This window comes from Fictibacillus tiangongensis, assembly GCF_048083785.1.
Classification (GTDB): domain Bacteria; phylum Bacillota; class Bacilli; order Bacillales; family Fictibacillaceae; genus Fictibacillus.
This window is the reverse complement of the sequence record NZ_CP182294.1, coordinates 3,744,234-3,758,762: the sequence shown is the minus strand read 5'-3', so window position 1 is coordinate 3,758,762 and position 14,529 is coordinate 3,744,234. Positions and strand designations below refer to the sequence as shown.

Below are 14,529 nucleotides of genomic sequence, written 5' to 3'. Positions count from 1 at the left end.
CTTGACCACCGCTAACAGGCTGAGTTTCACCTGTAAAGTGTTCACGAGCACCTGTAAAACGATCGTTTCCACCGCTAAAACGCTAAAAACCTCCGTTCAGTTACCCAGCCACTCACATAATAACCCTCATCAGCCTCAATTGCACTCATACTAGTACCAAAAAGTTGATATTCAATACAAAACAGTATCAATACGTAATTCAAAACAGCAGAATTCTACGCAAATGTGTAATAACTATTAGAACATGCACCGTAAAAGTAACTAAATGGAAGCTCATAATATAAAGAGGAACTCAGATGATCTCTTCATCATCTGAGTTCCTACCAGTTATCAAACTATTTTGTCATATAACGAACAGGGTACTGAGTAAACTGTTCTCGCCACACTTCAATGGTTTTTGGTAATTGAGAGGCATACTTTTTATTGTTCGTAAAATAGATAACTTCTTTTCCATCTTTTATAGCAGCAGCATATATAAAGCCGTTCTTCTCATCTGTGATGATAATGGCTTCCATGATGGTATAAAGACCACGTACGCCACCGTTTACTACTCTGGCATCCCAACCATCCTGATCTTTAATTCCTTCACCAAACATTTGCATATTATCTACAAAAACGCGATAGTCATCACCTGTCATTTTTTGAAGTTGGTCATCCGTTTTCTTAGATATTATTTGAACATCGGATAATGTTTTAGATTCAGGTTCTACATGACCTTTGACAAACTCTCCTTCAAAGGTCGTACCATTGCCTCCATACCCGAGGCAAGAAGCTGTTTGAGTAATAACGATTCTATCGCTTTTGTTGGAGAAAGTAAGGACACAGCTTTCTCCTCCAGTTACGGTGTTGTCAGAATAAGTAGCCTTAACTGCTTCAATATTAGCTTTACCTTCAATCATGCCGATGTTCGCTCCGTCAGCTACGTCCAGTGTAAAAGCAAATGAGTTGTCAGAGACATTCGAAATCTTGAGTGAACCTCCGTTAAATTTTCCGACGCGGGTCCATGGACCGTTCCATTCAACGGGTGTAGAGGTGGAATCAGGTGTGACATCTGTCTCTGGCTTAACCTGTTCTTCTTGTTCTTCAGGTGCTTCTTGGTCTTCTTGTTCGGGTTCATCTTTTGTTTGTTTAGAATCTACTTCTCCGGTTTTTTTAGTGTCTTTTGTATCAACGGCTTCAGATTTTATTGGTTTAAGTGTTTCTTTTTCACTACAAGCGGATAGAAGTAAAATAAAGGAGAGGAGTATAGTTGAAAAAAGTTTTGTTTTCAAAGTAAATCCTCCAAATGAATAGATTTTAACGTATGTATACACTTCAAGATATAGTATACTATGTTTTCCAAATTATAGAAGGGGCTTTTGACTATATATTGGAAATTCATTAGGAAGTAATCATAAACGAAAAAAACTCAGATGATCTTCATCATCTGAGTGCAATCCATCTGGTTATTAACCATTCACAACCTTACCACCATTAATATGAATCATCTGCCCTGATACATAGGAAGAATCTTCACTTGCCAGATACACATAAGCAGGTGCGAGTTCTTCTGGCTGACCTGGTCGACCCATCGGTGTGTCTTTACCGAACTGTTCTACTTTATCTGCTGTGAAAGTAGAAGGAATGAGCGGTGTCCAGATCGGACCTGGTGCGATACCGTTCACGCGGATCCCTTTCTTAACCAAATTATTAGACAGCGAGCGGGTGAACGAAACGATCGCACCTTTCGTTGATGCATAATCAATTAACTCCGGATGACCCTGATACGCCGTAATCGACGCTGTATTGATAATCGAACTTCCTTGCTTCAGATGTGGAAGTGCAGCTTTCGTAAGATGGAACATGCTAAATATATTGGTGCGGAATGTTTTCTCAAGCTGTTTCGCAGTAATATCCTCAAAGTTTTGCTGTGGGTGCTGTTCTGCTGCATTATTAACTAAAACGTCCAATCCGCCGAACGAACCAACAATATCTCGAACGGCTTGCTCACAGAACGATTCGTCTCCGATATCTCCGCGAATCAACAAGCATTTCACGCCTTCTTGCTCGATCTGTGTCTTCGTTTCCTCGGCATCTCCAGATTCCTCGAGATAAACGATCGCAACGTTTGCGCCTTCTTTCGCGAAAGCAATTGCGGCTGCTTTACCTATTCCGCTGTCTCCGCCTGTTATCAGTGTAGATTTACCTTTTAGTTTTCCGCTACCTTTATACGTCGGACTTTCCGATTGCGGCTTAGGTGTCATTTCAGATTCTACACCGGGCTGGTGGTTTTGATGCTGTGCGGGTTGACCTGTTGGATGATTTTGATCAGACATGAATGTATTTCACTCCTTATGTACAAATTTTTTCTTCTAAAACTACCTTTCCCATCTCACAATTGAATAAACATCCGCACTGTATAAAATTTTCGATTCGCTTAATAAAAGTGATGTTTGGATTATGAAAAGATTCTAAAAAAGAAGTAAATGTTCATACATTAGGGAAAGTGAAACGAAAAGATAAGATATAATGTAGAGAGATACAGGATGTAAGTGAAATTCTATAAAAAGGAGTTCACCACATGAAAGTTAAGAAGGCAATCATTCCTGCAGCAGGGTTAGGGACACGATTCTTACCAGCAACTAAAGCAATGCCAAAAGAAATGCTTCCAATCGTAGACAAGCCAACCATTCAGTATATTGTAGAAGAAGCGGTTCGTTCTGGTATAGAGGATATCATCATTGTAACGGGTAAAGGAAAACGAGCAATCGAAGATCATTTTGATTTTTCGTATGAACTAGAACAAAATTTATACCAAAAAGGGAAGCTTGGACTGCTTGAAGAAGTACAGAAACCTTCCAAATTGGCAGACATCCATTATATACGTCAAAAGGAGCCTAAGGGATTAGGACATGCGATCTGGTGCGCGAGAAAATTTATTGGAAATGAACCATTTGCCGTCCTTCTTGGAGATGATATTGTTCAGTCAGAAACGCCTTGTTTAGGGCAGCTCATACAACAGTATAATGAGCATAAATCGTCCATCATTGGAGTTCAGCATGTACCAGATCATCAAGTGTCACGATATGGCATTATAGATGGCAAACAAATAAATAACCGACTCTACTCGGTTACTAATCTTGTAGAAAAGCCACGTCAACAAAATGCTCCATCCAATGTGGCGATAATGGGTCGTTATATTCTAACTCCACAAATATTTGAAATCTTAGAAAATCAGACACCAGGAGCAGGCGGTGAGATTCAACTGACAGATGCGATTGCATCTCTCAATCAATCAGAGGACGTGTATGCGTTTGATTTTGAAGGTATAAGATATGATGTTGGTGAAAAGTTGGGCTTTATTCAGACTACTATCGACTTTGCTCTTCAACGAGATGACCTGAAATACGACTTGTTAGAATATTTGAACGAGATTGTTAAACAAGCAAAAGCGGACGTACCATCCAAATAAGAATGACCGTTTTACACCTGTATGGCTGTAAAGCGGTTTTTTGATAGATAAACAAAAAACTGGCTCAAAGAAATCTTTGAACCAGCTCCGAAAACTATTGTTTAGCAACATCCACAATACGGCCTTCAACGACAGGGTTAACATTTACTAACTCAGCTACATAATCACGTAGGTTCTCCCAGTCAGAAGCTCCTAGGTCCGTTACACGACCTTGCTGATAGGCTGTTTTGAATACTGTGAACCCATCTCCGCCTTTAGCAGTGAACGCGTTCGTCGCGATCACATATTCTTTGTTCAGATCGATCGCAGTAAAAGTACCATCAGCATTCTTCACGTCCATCGTAACAACGCGACTTCCTGCAGGTTTTGTGCTGTCATAAGAAAACTTCATTCCAGCTACGTGAAGGAATCCACCGTGCTCTTTCGGTGCATCTTTTACACTATGTTCTAGCGCTTGTTTAATTTCTGTACCAGTTAACTTCATTGTTGCAAGTGTGTTTCCGAATGGTAAAGTTGTTAGCACATCACCATACGTGATCTCACCTTTGTCGATCGTAGCACGGATACCTCCACCATTTTGGAACGCCATAACAACGTTTGGATTATAGTCTTTTGCTTTATCTAGCATACCGTCTGTAATAAGATTTCCAAGCGGAACTTCGCTATTTCTTACACTGATTCCAACGTCATTTGTACGTGGAGCAGCTAACTCTGTTTCAGCAACACCGCCAGTAGGTGTGTTTTTAATTTCCGCAACTTTACTCGAATATTTTGTAAGCATTTGAGCGGCTTCAGGATCAGCAGCTTTGTCAGCGATCTTAATTAACTGACCTGCTTGTGATAGAACTTTACCTTTTTTATCGAATTGAACATCTAGTGTTCCTAAGAAATCACTGTATTGATAAGCTTGAACGATAACGGTAGGATTCTTGGTCTTTCCTTTTTCATCTTTTGAAACGACTACAGGTTCGTTCAGTTGGGTATGACTGTGACCACCAACGATTACGTCAATACCATCAACATGTTTTGCAAGCTCTAGATCGTTATCATATGCAGGATTATCATCATATCCAAGGTGAGTAATTGCAACAATTTTATTTACACCAAGCAATTGAAGGAGCTTAACTTCTTTTGATGCTTCCTTAATATAGTTTTCAAAAACAACATTTTCAGGACTTGAAATATCAGCTGTTTCTGCTGTTGTTAGTCCGATAAAACCAACATATTCTCCGTTTACTTTCTTAAGAACGGAGGAGTAGATGTTGCCATCTTTTGCATTTACGGCATATCTTTTAAATAAAGGTTTTAGTAATGGATCTTTTGAAAAGTTTACGTTGGAACTGACGAAAGGAAAATCAGCGTTCTTAACAAAATCCGCTAGTGCTTGGTGACCTTCAGGACTTGAACCAAGGTCGAACTCATGGTTACCAAAAGTCATAAGATCATAGTCCATTAAGTTCATAAACTCAAGGTCGGCTTGTCCTTTAAACTCGTTAAAGTAGAGCGTTCCAGAGAATACATCACCTGCATCTACTAATAAAGCGTTTGGTTTAGCTGCACGAACATCTTTGACAGCAGTTACTTTTTTTGCCACATTATCTAATCGTGCGTGCGAATCATTTGTATGCATAAGAGATAGGTTAAAAGTACGGTCTTTATGATGATGCTTTTTTCCATGGTTCTGTTTTGAATCGGCAGAAGCAGGCATTGTTAATTGAGATGAGATCAAGCCAACAGCTAGAGAACTAACTAGTAATCTTTTAAACGTTTGTTTAACGGACATATCATCACGTTCCTTTCAATAATTATCAAACTTTTCACAAATCTACTATAGCAGATTAAAAGAGACAGAAATGTCGAAAAAAGTCGAAAAACGTAAAGAAACTTTTAAATTATAAGTAAAATATAAACGTAGTTAAATAAAAAAGCCTGCATGTCTGCAAGGCTTTCTGTTACTTCCATTTTTTCATACGATCTTTTAAATAATCGCGAACTTCCTCAGCTTCTGCTCGATCCAGGCTTTGGAATTCACCATCGTGCTTTACGATGAAAAAGCTGTCTTGTGGTTTTTTCTTTCCATATGTAAGTTCGTATCCGCTATCCACATTACAAACCATCTTGAAAGGGGAGCGGTAGAATGGCTGCATATCGAGCGGACCATTCACAATGTTTTCAAATACTTTTAAATCATTATCAATTGAAATTATGGACGGACGCTTAGAGGGCTCAACCATAAGTACAGAAATGGTAGACAATGAAGTACACCTCCTTTAGTAAATCATACTTTAATCATGGTATCATAAGCCTACAAAATTGGTAAGGGGTGTAAATTGATGAGTTTTGTCGAAATGTTCCAAAAATACTTATTTTAGTAAGAAAGTATTAGAGTGCCATGAATCTTATAATTAATAGTGGTTTGACCATATAAAATATAATTCTGTAAAAATATATGAAAAGAACCAACTCTTTGCAAGAGTTGGTTCTAATGACCTATTATTCTAAGGTTTCTTTCAATAGTGTTTGAATGCGCGTGCGCTCAGTATCATCGACAATGCCGTAATACACGCCGTCGATTTTCTTTCCTGAACTCTTAATCTCTGTTGACTCGATTTGGTTTCTAGCATTCTTATAATTCTTCTGGATATTTTTCATTTCGTCAAAAGTCATGTTTGTTTTTACATTTTCTCCTAAGATAGAGAGGATGTTATCAAACTTAGTGATTGAAGATACTCGTGCACCTTTATCAATAATGGATGTAATCACTTGTCGTTGGCGGTCATTACGACCTAAGTCACCTTTAGGATCTTCATATCTCATACGAGAATAAGACAAAGCTTCTTTTCCGTTTAGTTCTTGCACGCCTACTGGAAATGAGTTTCCTTCATATTCAAACGCCCGCGGATTATTTACTTCAACTCCCCCAACCGCATCTACAATATCACGGAAAGATTCCATATTTACTTTTACATAATAATCAATTGGAGTATCTAAGAAATTCTCAACGGTGTCTAATGCCATCTGAGTTCCGCCGAAAGCATAAGCGTGATTGATCTTATCATCATAACCTTTACCAATAATCTCTGTTCGTGTATCGCGGGGAATACTGAACATAAACATTTTTTCTGTGTTTGGATTAACAGACGCAACAATCATCGTATCAGAACGTCCACTGTCACCTTTTCGTTCATCTACTCCTAATAGAAGGATAGAGATAGGCTTAAGATCTTTCCCTTGAACAACGGGTTTAGGATTATCCATCTCAACCTTTTCTTGCATATCATTTACAGCACTTTTCGCGGAATCATATAAATAATAGCCATATCCACCTAAGCCTAAAGCAATAATTCCGACTATTATCCCAATAGTTAAGAATATTCTTTTCATCATCTTCGCTACTTTCTTGTTAGATTCATTCTATTAAGGAGTATATCATGGCTTAGCTTACTTTGAATATTCTAATTTAACTATCAAATTAGTTGAGAGTTCAAACTGCAAGGTATTAGAAAATTTAAAGGTAGAACTGGAAGGAGCGCGACATGGAGCAACGTTTATTTTTGAAGTTGTGACAATATTAATTAGTTTAATTACTGACATGCAGAATTGTATGTGTAACGGCCACCAGGGCATCCATATTTTGATAATATTCAACTATTAAACCCCCAATCTATATAAAAGTCTTTACCTTTCATATGACCCCACAATTCCCAAATAGAAATTCTAAATTTTAAGCTAGCCTACATAGAAGATATGGAAGAGAAATTTTGTGAAGGAAGTATCTCCTATGATGAACTCCTCAAAGAGAGAACCATCCCTGTGCTTCCAAGATTCAAACTTATATATCGATTTACAGTAATTTAAATATTTTATAAGATTGGAGTATATTGCTGTTTAACGAGCGAGTTGCACTTCTTATGAAACTCTGACCTAATTTAAGAAATGTAATGAAAAAAGATACTAAAGTATTAAAATGAGGCTTAGGACAATACCGATATACGCACACCATTTAAATATTCTTCAATTATTTTTCTATAAAAGGATTTGATAGTTTATGGTGTTAGAGAATCTAAAAGTCATTAGAGATCAATTAAAGTTCAATTCTTGGACTGTAGATGCTTTCCTATTTACGTATAAACAACAAGATTTTGTTGTACTTGTAAAGTTGTATCCAGATACAAAAAGCAAGGAAGATCCGTATGCTATCGTCAGGCTGGAGTTCCTCAAGAGGCCCAAAATGGTGGAGAGCTATTCGACCTACGCAACTCTATACAAAATACATATCTCTGATTTGAAATTATTTAGAGCGTTTTTTGATATTGAGTACGGTGAAAATCTTGGCAATATACTAAAACAGTTTACAGACCACTTTGCAACATTTATTCCAGATCATATAAGTGCTAATAATAATCCAGTTTTGAAGGAAGCCGTCTTAACATCTTTGGATAGAACAGACCCTAATCCCGGTAGATATTGCATTGGAATCAGAAGGAACGGTTATAAAAAAGATGGCAGTCCAGCCCAAAGAACCCCTGAAAATAACCAAAAGGCAGCATTACTAATACCCGAATTACACGGAAAAATAGACGATAATTCATTGAGTTTTCGTTTTTCCGAAGACCAAACCTTAGAAAAAACAATGGACGAAATTTATATGCAATGGTTGAAGCGATAATGAAGCAAGGGAACGGTTGAGACCCCTTCCAATATAGCTGCTTATCACGTCAGTCATTTACATTTGGATTAGGAAGCAAAGCGATGATTTGTACTCAATAGTTAGACGTATATAAGAAAAGAGGGAAATTAAAAATTCTGCTGAGGGAGGTGCTCAGCAGAGTTTTTTCGTTTAATCATCAGGTATTTATTAAAAGGGACTACCAGCCAATAATTTTATATTCAGAAAAATCAAAAAAGAGTTGACTTTATATTGGAACTAGGTAAAAATAAGTTAACACTGATATCTGATATATCAGATATCAGTTAACTAAATGTGAGGTGGACGAATGGAAAGATCCGTTGCGGCAATTGTTACCGGTGGTGCATCAGGATTAGGTTTAGCAGTTGTTAGAGAACTTGCTCAACATGGAATGGCTGTTGCAATTGTTGATATTTCAGAAGAAAAAGGCGAAGAAGTCACTCGGTCATTAATGAAAGAAGGAAAGAATGTTGCTTTCTTTAAAGGAGATGTAACGAGTCAAGAAGATACAAAAAAAGTCGTACATCAAATTTCAGAAACAATAGGAAACGTTCGTGTACTTGTGAACTGTGCTGGAATCATCCGCCGTTCACCCGCTGTTTCTGTATCAGCTGATGAGCTAGATTCGATATTGCAAATCAACCTTCAAGGAAGCGTTTATATGTCTCAGGCCGTTCAGCCTTACATGGCAGAAAATGAAAGCGGTGCCATCGTGAACTTTGCTTCTATGCTGGCTCACTATGGGAGTACCAATCTTCTATCATATGCTGCATCAAAAGGCGGTATCGTACAAGTAACCAAATGCCTGGCGGTCGAGTGGGCTAAACACAACATTCGCGTGAATGCTGTAAGTCCGGGATACATAGAAACGCCATTAGCTGCTGGAGCGACTCAAGATCCGACCTTTAGAGAGAGGATTTTATCCCGCACACCACAGAGAAGATTCGGCAAGCCAGAAGAGGTAGCCGAAGTTGTACATTTCTTGGTTTCTCCAAGATCGAGTTTTGTAACAGGTGCCGTTCTACCTGTTGATGGAGGACTTCTTGCAGGAGATCCTTGCCTCTATCCACCAGTTACACAGCCTGAATTTGTATAAGTAAAACAACATATCTAAGGAGGAAATATCATGATTACAGATTTAAATAAGTTTACCGAGCAGTTCCAGTTGGATGATCAGGCCATAGATATCGAGAGTATTCCATGGATTCCGCAATCAGATCGTGTTTGGTTTAAGCCCGTTCGATTTGATCTAACGACGGGAAGCTGGATCAATCTTCTTAAAGTTAAGCCGGGCGGTGCAGTGAACAGACACCGTCACTCAGGCGGAAAAGTAATGGCTTATACGATCCAAGGAACATGGCGTTATTTGGAGCGTGACTGGGTTGCAAAACCAGGCACATTTGTCTATGAGCCGCCAGGAGACATACACACTCTTGTGGTCGACGGAGAGGAAGAGATGATCACTCTTTTCATACTCGAAGGAATTATTCAATATTTAGATGATAAGGATCAGGTCGTTCACCAAGATGATGTATTCAGTAAGATGAACCTTTATTACAACTATTGCGAAGAAAACAATATTCCGGTTGAAAACTTAAGGTTTTAAAGTGTTGAATAAATTAATCAAAGGAGGATTCTTGTGAAGAAAAAATGGGTTGGTGGATTATTGGCATCTGTCTTGGCAGTAGGTTTAATCGGTTGCAGCGCTGGAACAGACTCTGCAAGTTCTGGGTCTAAAGGTGCATCAGATTTTCCTAAGAAACAGATTGAACTGATCGTTCCTTTTTCAGCTGGTGGTGGTACGGATGCCGTAGCAAGAGCCTTTGCAGATGCGGCAAAGAAACACTTGCCAAAACCGATCGGTGTAGTGAATAAAACGGGAGGAGGAGGCGCGATTGGTCTAGCTGAAGGTGCTAATGCAAAACCTGATGGCTATAAAGCTTCGCTCGTAACGGTTGAACTAGCTATTCTGCCGAATCTAGGACTAGCTTCCTTTCAATCGGATGACTTAAAGCCCGTTGCACAATTGAATGCTGATCCATCAGCTGTTACCGTTGCCGCAGACTCTCCTTGGAAAACTCTCGATGATTTTCTAAAATACGCAAAAGAAAATCCAGAGAAGGTTCGTATTGGTAATGCAGGAAGTGGTTCGATCTGGCACCTTTCCGCAGCCGCATTAGGTGAGGAGACTGGAGTGAAGTTCAGCCATATCCCTTTTGAAGGTGCAGCACCAGCAGTAACATCTTTATTGGGCGGCCATTTGGAAGCGGTTACAGTAAGTCCGGCAGAAGTCAGCTCACAAGTAGCAGCTGGGAAACTTCGAATGCTTGGGGTGATGTCGGATGAGCGCCTTGAGGCATTTAAAGATGTTCCGACGTTAAAAGAAAACGATATTGACCTCTCGATCGGAACTTGGAGAGGGATTGCCGTTCCAAAAGATACGCCACAGGATGTAGTTGATGTCCTGAAAGAGGCTTCTCGTAAAACGGTTGAAGAACAATCTTTCAAGGATGTTCTCGATAAGCTGAACCTTGGTATTGAATATAAGGATGATACAGGATTTGCTGATACTATTACGAAAGATTCAAAGCGATTTAAAGAATTGATCGATAAGCTGAAGTTAAAACAGTAAAGGTAATCGGGTCACATGGGAGTTCAACTATGTGACCTGGTTTCTAATCGAGGTGAAAAATAGTGGTTAAACGAATAGACATTTCGATTTCTCTCGCTCTTATTGTAATAGGGGCGATAATCATTCATACGAGCAGAAGCTTCCCCGGAGCTCAAGGAGCTGATGTTGGAGCAAGTTTCTTTCCGGTCATTCTATCCTCATTATTAATCTTTTTATCGTTACTGCTAATTCTTACTTCCATCAAAAATAAATCGGTGAAAACTCGTACTGCAGGGAAATCAGAATGGAAAAAAGTCGTCTTTGGGATGGCACTTACGTTTATGTACTTTATATTGCTGATCTATCTTGGGTATGTGGCTGCTACACCTATTTTCCTTGCAGCTATGATGTGGACATTTAATTACAGAAGGATCGTACAAGTTGTTTTCTGGTCATTGTTGATCACGGGAGTCATTTACTTATGCTTCGCTATGTTATTACAGGTACCCCTCCCGAATGGAGTCTTCTTTTCATAATGCAGCAGAATGGAGGTGGGGATGATGCTTGATCTATTCTCACAAGGAATTGTAAACATTTTCACACAGCCAACCGTACTCCTGCTTGCGATTCTTGGAGTTGTAGTAGGAATTATAGTAGGTGCTCTTCCGGGTCTGACTGCCACAATGGGGGTAGCTTTATTGCTTCCTATCACATTTGGGATGGAACCGGTAGCAGGATTACTTTTATTATCAGGGGTTTATTTTGGCGGGATCTACGGCGGTTCGATCACGGCCATATTGTTAAGAACGCCAGGCACACCCGCAGCAGCAGCCACTGCGATTGATGGGTATGCTTTAACGAAAAAGGGGATGGCGGGCAAAGCACTAACGGTCGCAACAATATCTTCATTCACAGGCGGAACAGTCAGTATCCTCATCCTTATGTTTCTGGCACCAATTCTTGCAAACTTTGCTTTGAAGTTCAGTGCACCTGAATCCTTCGCTCTAGCCCTGTTCGGTATAAGTATCATTGCAAGTATTTCTGGTACTTCTTTAATTAAAGGGTTAATAGCCGGCACGGCAGGACTTCTAGTCGCAACTGTTGGACTTGATCCGATTCAAGGATTCCCTCGATTTACAGGCGGAATAACAGATATTATGAACGGTATTCCATTCATACCTGTCATGATCGGACTGTTTGCAGCGTCAGAAGCTTTTAAGTCGTTAGAAGAAATGAATATTACGGAAAAAGTGAAAACAAAGATTCAGCGCTTCATGATTTCAAAAGCAGATGTAAAGAAAATATGGCCTGCTATATTGCGTTCGACAGGACTCGGAACGTTTATCGGTATTATACCAGGCGCAGGAGCTGATATTGCTGCTTTCGTTTCTTACAATGAAGCGAAACGTTTTAGTAAAAATAAAGAAGAGTACGGAGAAGGCAGTCTGGAGGCAGTCGCTGCATGTGAATCAGGTGCAAATGCATGTACAGGGGGAGCGCTCGTTCCATTATTAACATTAGGTATACCTGGGGATTCTGTTACGGCAGTCATGCTCGGAGCTCTTATGGTTCAAGGTCTTCAGCCCGGCCCGATGTTATTTAAAGATAATGGCGATCTTGTGTATACCTTGTTCAGCGGGATGATAATCTGTTATGTTGCGATGCTTATTATTGGTTTATTTGCAGCCCGTTACTTTGCCAAAGTGGTAGAGATTCCAAAAGCTTTCTTAACACCGGTTATTCTCATGCTATGTGTTGTTGGATCATATGCAATTAACAATAATCTTTTTGATGTTGTGATTATGCTTATAGCGGGTATCATTGGCTACTTTATGCAGAAGTTCGACTTCCCGGCGTCACCAGTTGTACTGGCTATTATCCTTGGTCCCATGGTAGAAAGCCAGTTTAGGAGAGCACTGACACTTTCAAACGGAAACTATGATATTTTTTATACCCGTCCGATCACACTCGTTCTTCTACTATTATCTTTGCTGACCTTGCTGACACCTATTATTAAGAAAATCTGGCAGACGAATAAAGATTCAAAGGATGAAAGTGTTCGATTATAGTCCAAACTTTGGAAAAAAGTATACTGGATAGTAGAATAGGAGTAAATCATAGATATTGAGGGATGTAACATGGAAAACAAGCCTTTCTTTGATAATTTGAACTTACATGAAAGAGTGTATATGTACGTACGAGATAAAATTATAAATAACGAATTAAAGCCAGGATCGAGGATTGATTACGAAGAACTGATCTCAGAACTCGGTGTAAGCAGGACACCGCTGCGTGACGCCATCAACCGACTTCAGCATGATAAGTTGATTGAAGTGAAACCGCGTTCTGGAACTTTCGTAAGCGTTCCTCGCCCAAAGGATATTGAGGAAATTTATGATGTGCGTAAACCATTAGAATGCCTGGCTGTTAAATTATCTGCTCAACATCTTTCAAAGGAAACGTATAAGCGTTTACTAGATGAGACAGACGAAGTCGAGGCAGAACTTAACAGAGGAAACGTGGAAACTTTTTTTCAATCTGATCGGAATTTGCACAAGCTGTTGATCGTGAATGCTGACAACAGTCGCCTTCTCACGATTATGAACTCACTGGAAGTTCAGATAAAGTGGTTCGGGGTCATTATGACGATTAATGTGGACCGGCCATTACAAGCAAATGAGATGCACCGAAAACTCATTAAAGCCATGCATGACGGAAGAGTTGATGAAGCCGTAAAAATCATGGCAACACATATTGATGAAGTAAAACATGATATTCTACAAGATTTTCTACAACATACTAAAATGGAGGATTGATATGGACGTTGTAACGATCGGAGAAGCCATGATGGTATTTTCCCCAATGAGGACAGGTTATTTAAGACATGCTCATACCTTTCAGAAGGGGATCGCAGGAGCTGAGTCAAATGTGGCAATCGGTCTTTCACGGTTAGGCCACAAGGTTGGCTGGGGAAGCATAGTAGGTGAGGATGAATTTGGAACGGAGATTATTTCCTTCCTCCGCGGAGAGGGAGTGGATGTTAGCCAAGTCATTCAAGATGATTCGGCACCTACCGGTATTTATTTCAAAGAATTGCTCCGGCCAGAAGAAATCCGAGTCTATTATTACCGTCAAAATTCTGCTGCTAGTAGAATGTCTGTTCAAGACTTGAACGAAGAATACATCGCAAGTGCTAAATATCTCCATCTTACAGGGATAACACCTGCACTAAGCGAGTCATGCCGAGATACCGTTTGGGAAGCGATAAGGATCGCAAAGAAAAATGGTGTCAAGATCGTATTCGATCCGAACTTAAGACGCAAGCTCTGGAAAGATGAAAACGAAGCGAAACGATTACTGATCGAACTCTCATCCTATGCGGACATCGTGTTGCCAGGGTTAAGTGAAGGCGAATTCTTGTTTGGTGAATGTGAAAAAGAAATAATGGCCAACCGATTTTTAGAGAATGGTTCCTCCCTTGTGGTATTAAAGTTAGGAGAAGAGGGGGCTTATTATTTATCAGATAAAGATAAAGGATATGTTCCAGCATATGACGTGAAGCAAGTAGTAGACCCTGTTGGAGCAGGAGATGGTTTCGCTGCCGGATTTCTCTCTGGTTTGCTTGAACAAAAGTCAATCTATGATGCTGTATACAAAGGATGTGTGGTTGGTGCTGCTGTTACGATGGCAAATGGGGATGTAGAAGGACTTCCTGATCAGCAAAGCTTACTCTCACTGCTGTCACAACAGGAAGATGTTTTAAGATAGGAGGAAAGA

General features: G+C 39.7%; 14 protein-coding genes. 9 read left to right on the top strand and 5 right to left on the bottom strand.

From position 1 onward, the window contains the following. Positions 1 to 335 precede the first annotated feature (335 nt). Positions 336 to 1,271: a hypothetical protein gene (locus tag ACNJYY_RS19725; RefSeq protein ID WP_416729803.1), complete on the bottom strand. Its 936-nt coding sequence runs from the start codon at positions 1,269 to 1,271 to the stop codon at positions 336 to 338. Positions 1,272 to 1,448: 177 nt separating this feature from the next. Then, positions 1,449 to 2,315 carry an SDR family oxidoreductase gene (locus ACNJYY_RS19720; protein ID WP_416729802.1) on the bottom strand — a complete coding sequence of 289 codons (867 nt, stop codon included), beginning with the start codon at positions 2,313 to 2,315 and terminating at the stop codon, positions 1,449 to 1,451. A 245-nt stretch (positions 2,316 to 2,560) separates the two neighbouring features. Here ACNJYY_RS19720 and galU point away from each other — a divergent pair, with 245 nt between their 5' ends. Beyond that, the gene (gene galU / locus ACNJYY_RS19715; protein WP_416729801.1) at positions 2,561 to 3,451 is read left to right on the top strand and encodes a UTP--glucose-1-phosphate uridylyltransferase GalU; all 891 of its coding nucleotides are present in this window, start codon (positions 2,561 to 2,563) and stop codon (positions 3,449 to 3,451) included. A gap of 94 nt (positions 3,452 to 3,545) precedes the next feature. On the opposite strand, the gene ACNJYY_RS19710 is transcribed toward galU, so the two are convergent. From ACNJYY_RS19710 to ACNJYY_RS19700, 3 genes are all read right to left on the bottom strand, one after another. Next, positions 3,546 to 5,234 (bottom strand): bifunctional metallophosphatase/5'-nucleotidase, encoded by a 1,689-nt coding sequence (locus ACNJYY_RS19710; RefSeq protein ID WP_416729800.1) that lies wholly within the window; start codon positions 5,232 to 5,234, stop codon positions 3,546 to 3,548. A 169-nt stretch (positions 5,235 to 5,403) separates the two neighbouring features. Then, the gene (locus ACNJYY_RS19705; RefSeq protein ID WP_416729799.1) at positions 5,404 to 5,706 is read right to left on the bottom strand and encodes a hypothetical protein; all 303 of its coding nucleotides are present in this window, start codon (positions 5,704 to 5,706) and stop codon (positions 5,404 to 5,406) included. A 238-nt stretch (positions 5,707 to 5,944) separates the two neighbouring features. Further along, positions 5,945 to 6,838: an LCP family protein gene (locus ACNJYY_RS19700; RefSeq protein WP_416729798.1), complete on the bottom strand. Its 894-nt coding sequence runs from the start codon at positions 6,836 to 6,838 to the stop codon at positions 5,945 to 5,947. Between the two features lie 661 nt (positions 6,839 to 7,499). Between ACNJYY_RS19700 and ACNJYY_RS19695 the strand changes: the two genes are divergently transcribed. The 8 genes from ACNJYY_RS19695 to ACNJYY_RS19660 all read left to right on the top strand — a co-directional run bounded on the left by ACNJYY_RS19695 (position 7,500) and on the right by ACNJYY_RS19660 (position 14,520). Continuing rightward, positions 7,500 to 8,120, top strand: coding sequence for a DUF6037 family protein (locus tag ACNJYY_RS19695; RefSeq protein WP_416729797.1), 621 nt, complete (start codon positions 7,500 to 7,502; stop codon positions 8,118 to 8,120). A 328-nt stretch (positions 8,121 to 8,448) separates the two neighbouring features. Then, complete coding sequence (locus ACNJYY_RS19690) at positions 8,449 to 9,237, top strand: SDR family NAD(P)-dependent oxidoreductase (protein WP_416729796.1); 789 nt, start codon at positions 8,449 to 8,451, stop codon at positions 9,235 to 9,237. Positions 9,238 to 9,267: 30 nt separating this feature from the next. Further along, on the top strand, positions 9,268 to 9,747 hold the full coding sequence (locus ACNJYY_RS19685; protein ID WP_416729795.1) for a 2,4'-dihydroxyacetophenone dioxygenase family protein: 480 nt from the start codon (positions 9,268 to 9,270) through the stop codon (positions 9,745 to 9,747). Positions 9,748 to 9,780: 33 nt separating this feature from the next. Continuing rightward, positions 9,781 to 10,773 (top strand): tripartite tricarboxylate transporter substrate binding protein, encoded by a 993-nt coding sequence (locus ACNJYY_RS19680; RefSeq protein ID WP_416729794.1) that lies wholly within the window; start codon positions 9,781 to 9,783, stop codon positions 10,771 to 10,773. A gap of 62 nt (positions 10,774 to 10,835) precedes the next feature. Then, positions 10,836 to 11,288 (top strand): tripartite tricarboxylate transporter TctB family protein, encoded by a 453-nt coding sequence (locus tag ACNJYY_RS19675; RefSeq protein WP_416729793.1) that lies wholly within the window; start codon positions 10,836 to 10,838, stop codon positions 11,286 to 11,288. A 21-nt stretch (positions 11,289 to 11,309) separates the two neighbouring features. Next, complete coding sequence (locus tag ACNJYY_RS19670) at positions 11,310 to 12,821, top strand: tripartite tricarboxylate transporter permease (RefSeq protein WP_416729792.1); 1,512 nt, start codon at positions 11,310 to 11,312, stop codon at positions 12,819 to 12,821. 69 nt (positions 12,822 to 12,890) lie between these two features. Continuing rightward, a complete protein-coding gene (locus ACNJYY_RS19665) occupies positions 12,891 to 13,568 on the top strand; it encodes a GntR family transcriptional regulator (RefSeq protein ID WP_416729791.1) in 678 nt (225 codons plus the stop codon). 1 nt (position 13,569) lies between these two features. Next, a complete protein-coding gene (locus tag ACNJYY_RS19660; protein ID WP_416729790.1) occupies positions 13,570 to 14,520 on the top strand; it encodes a sugar kinase in 951 nt (316 codons plus the stop codon). Positions 14,521 to 14,529: the final 9 nt, after the last annotated feature.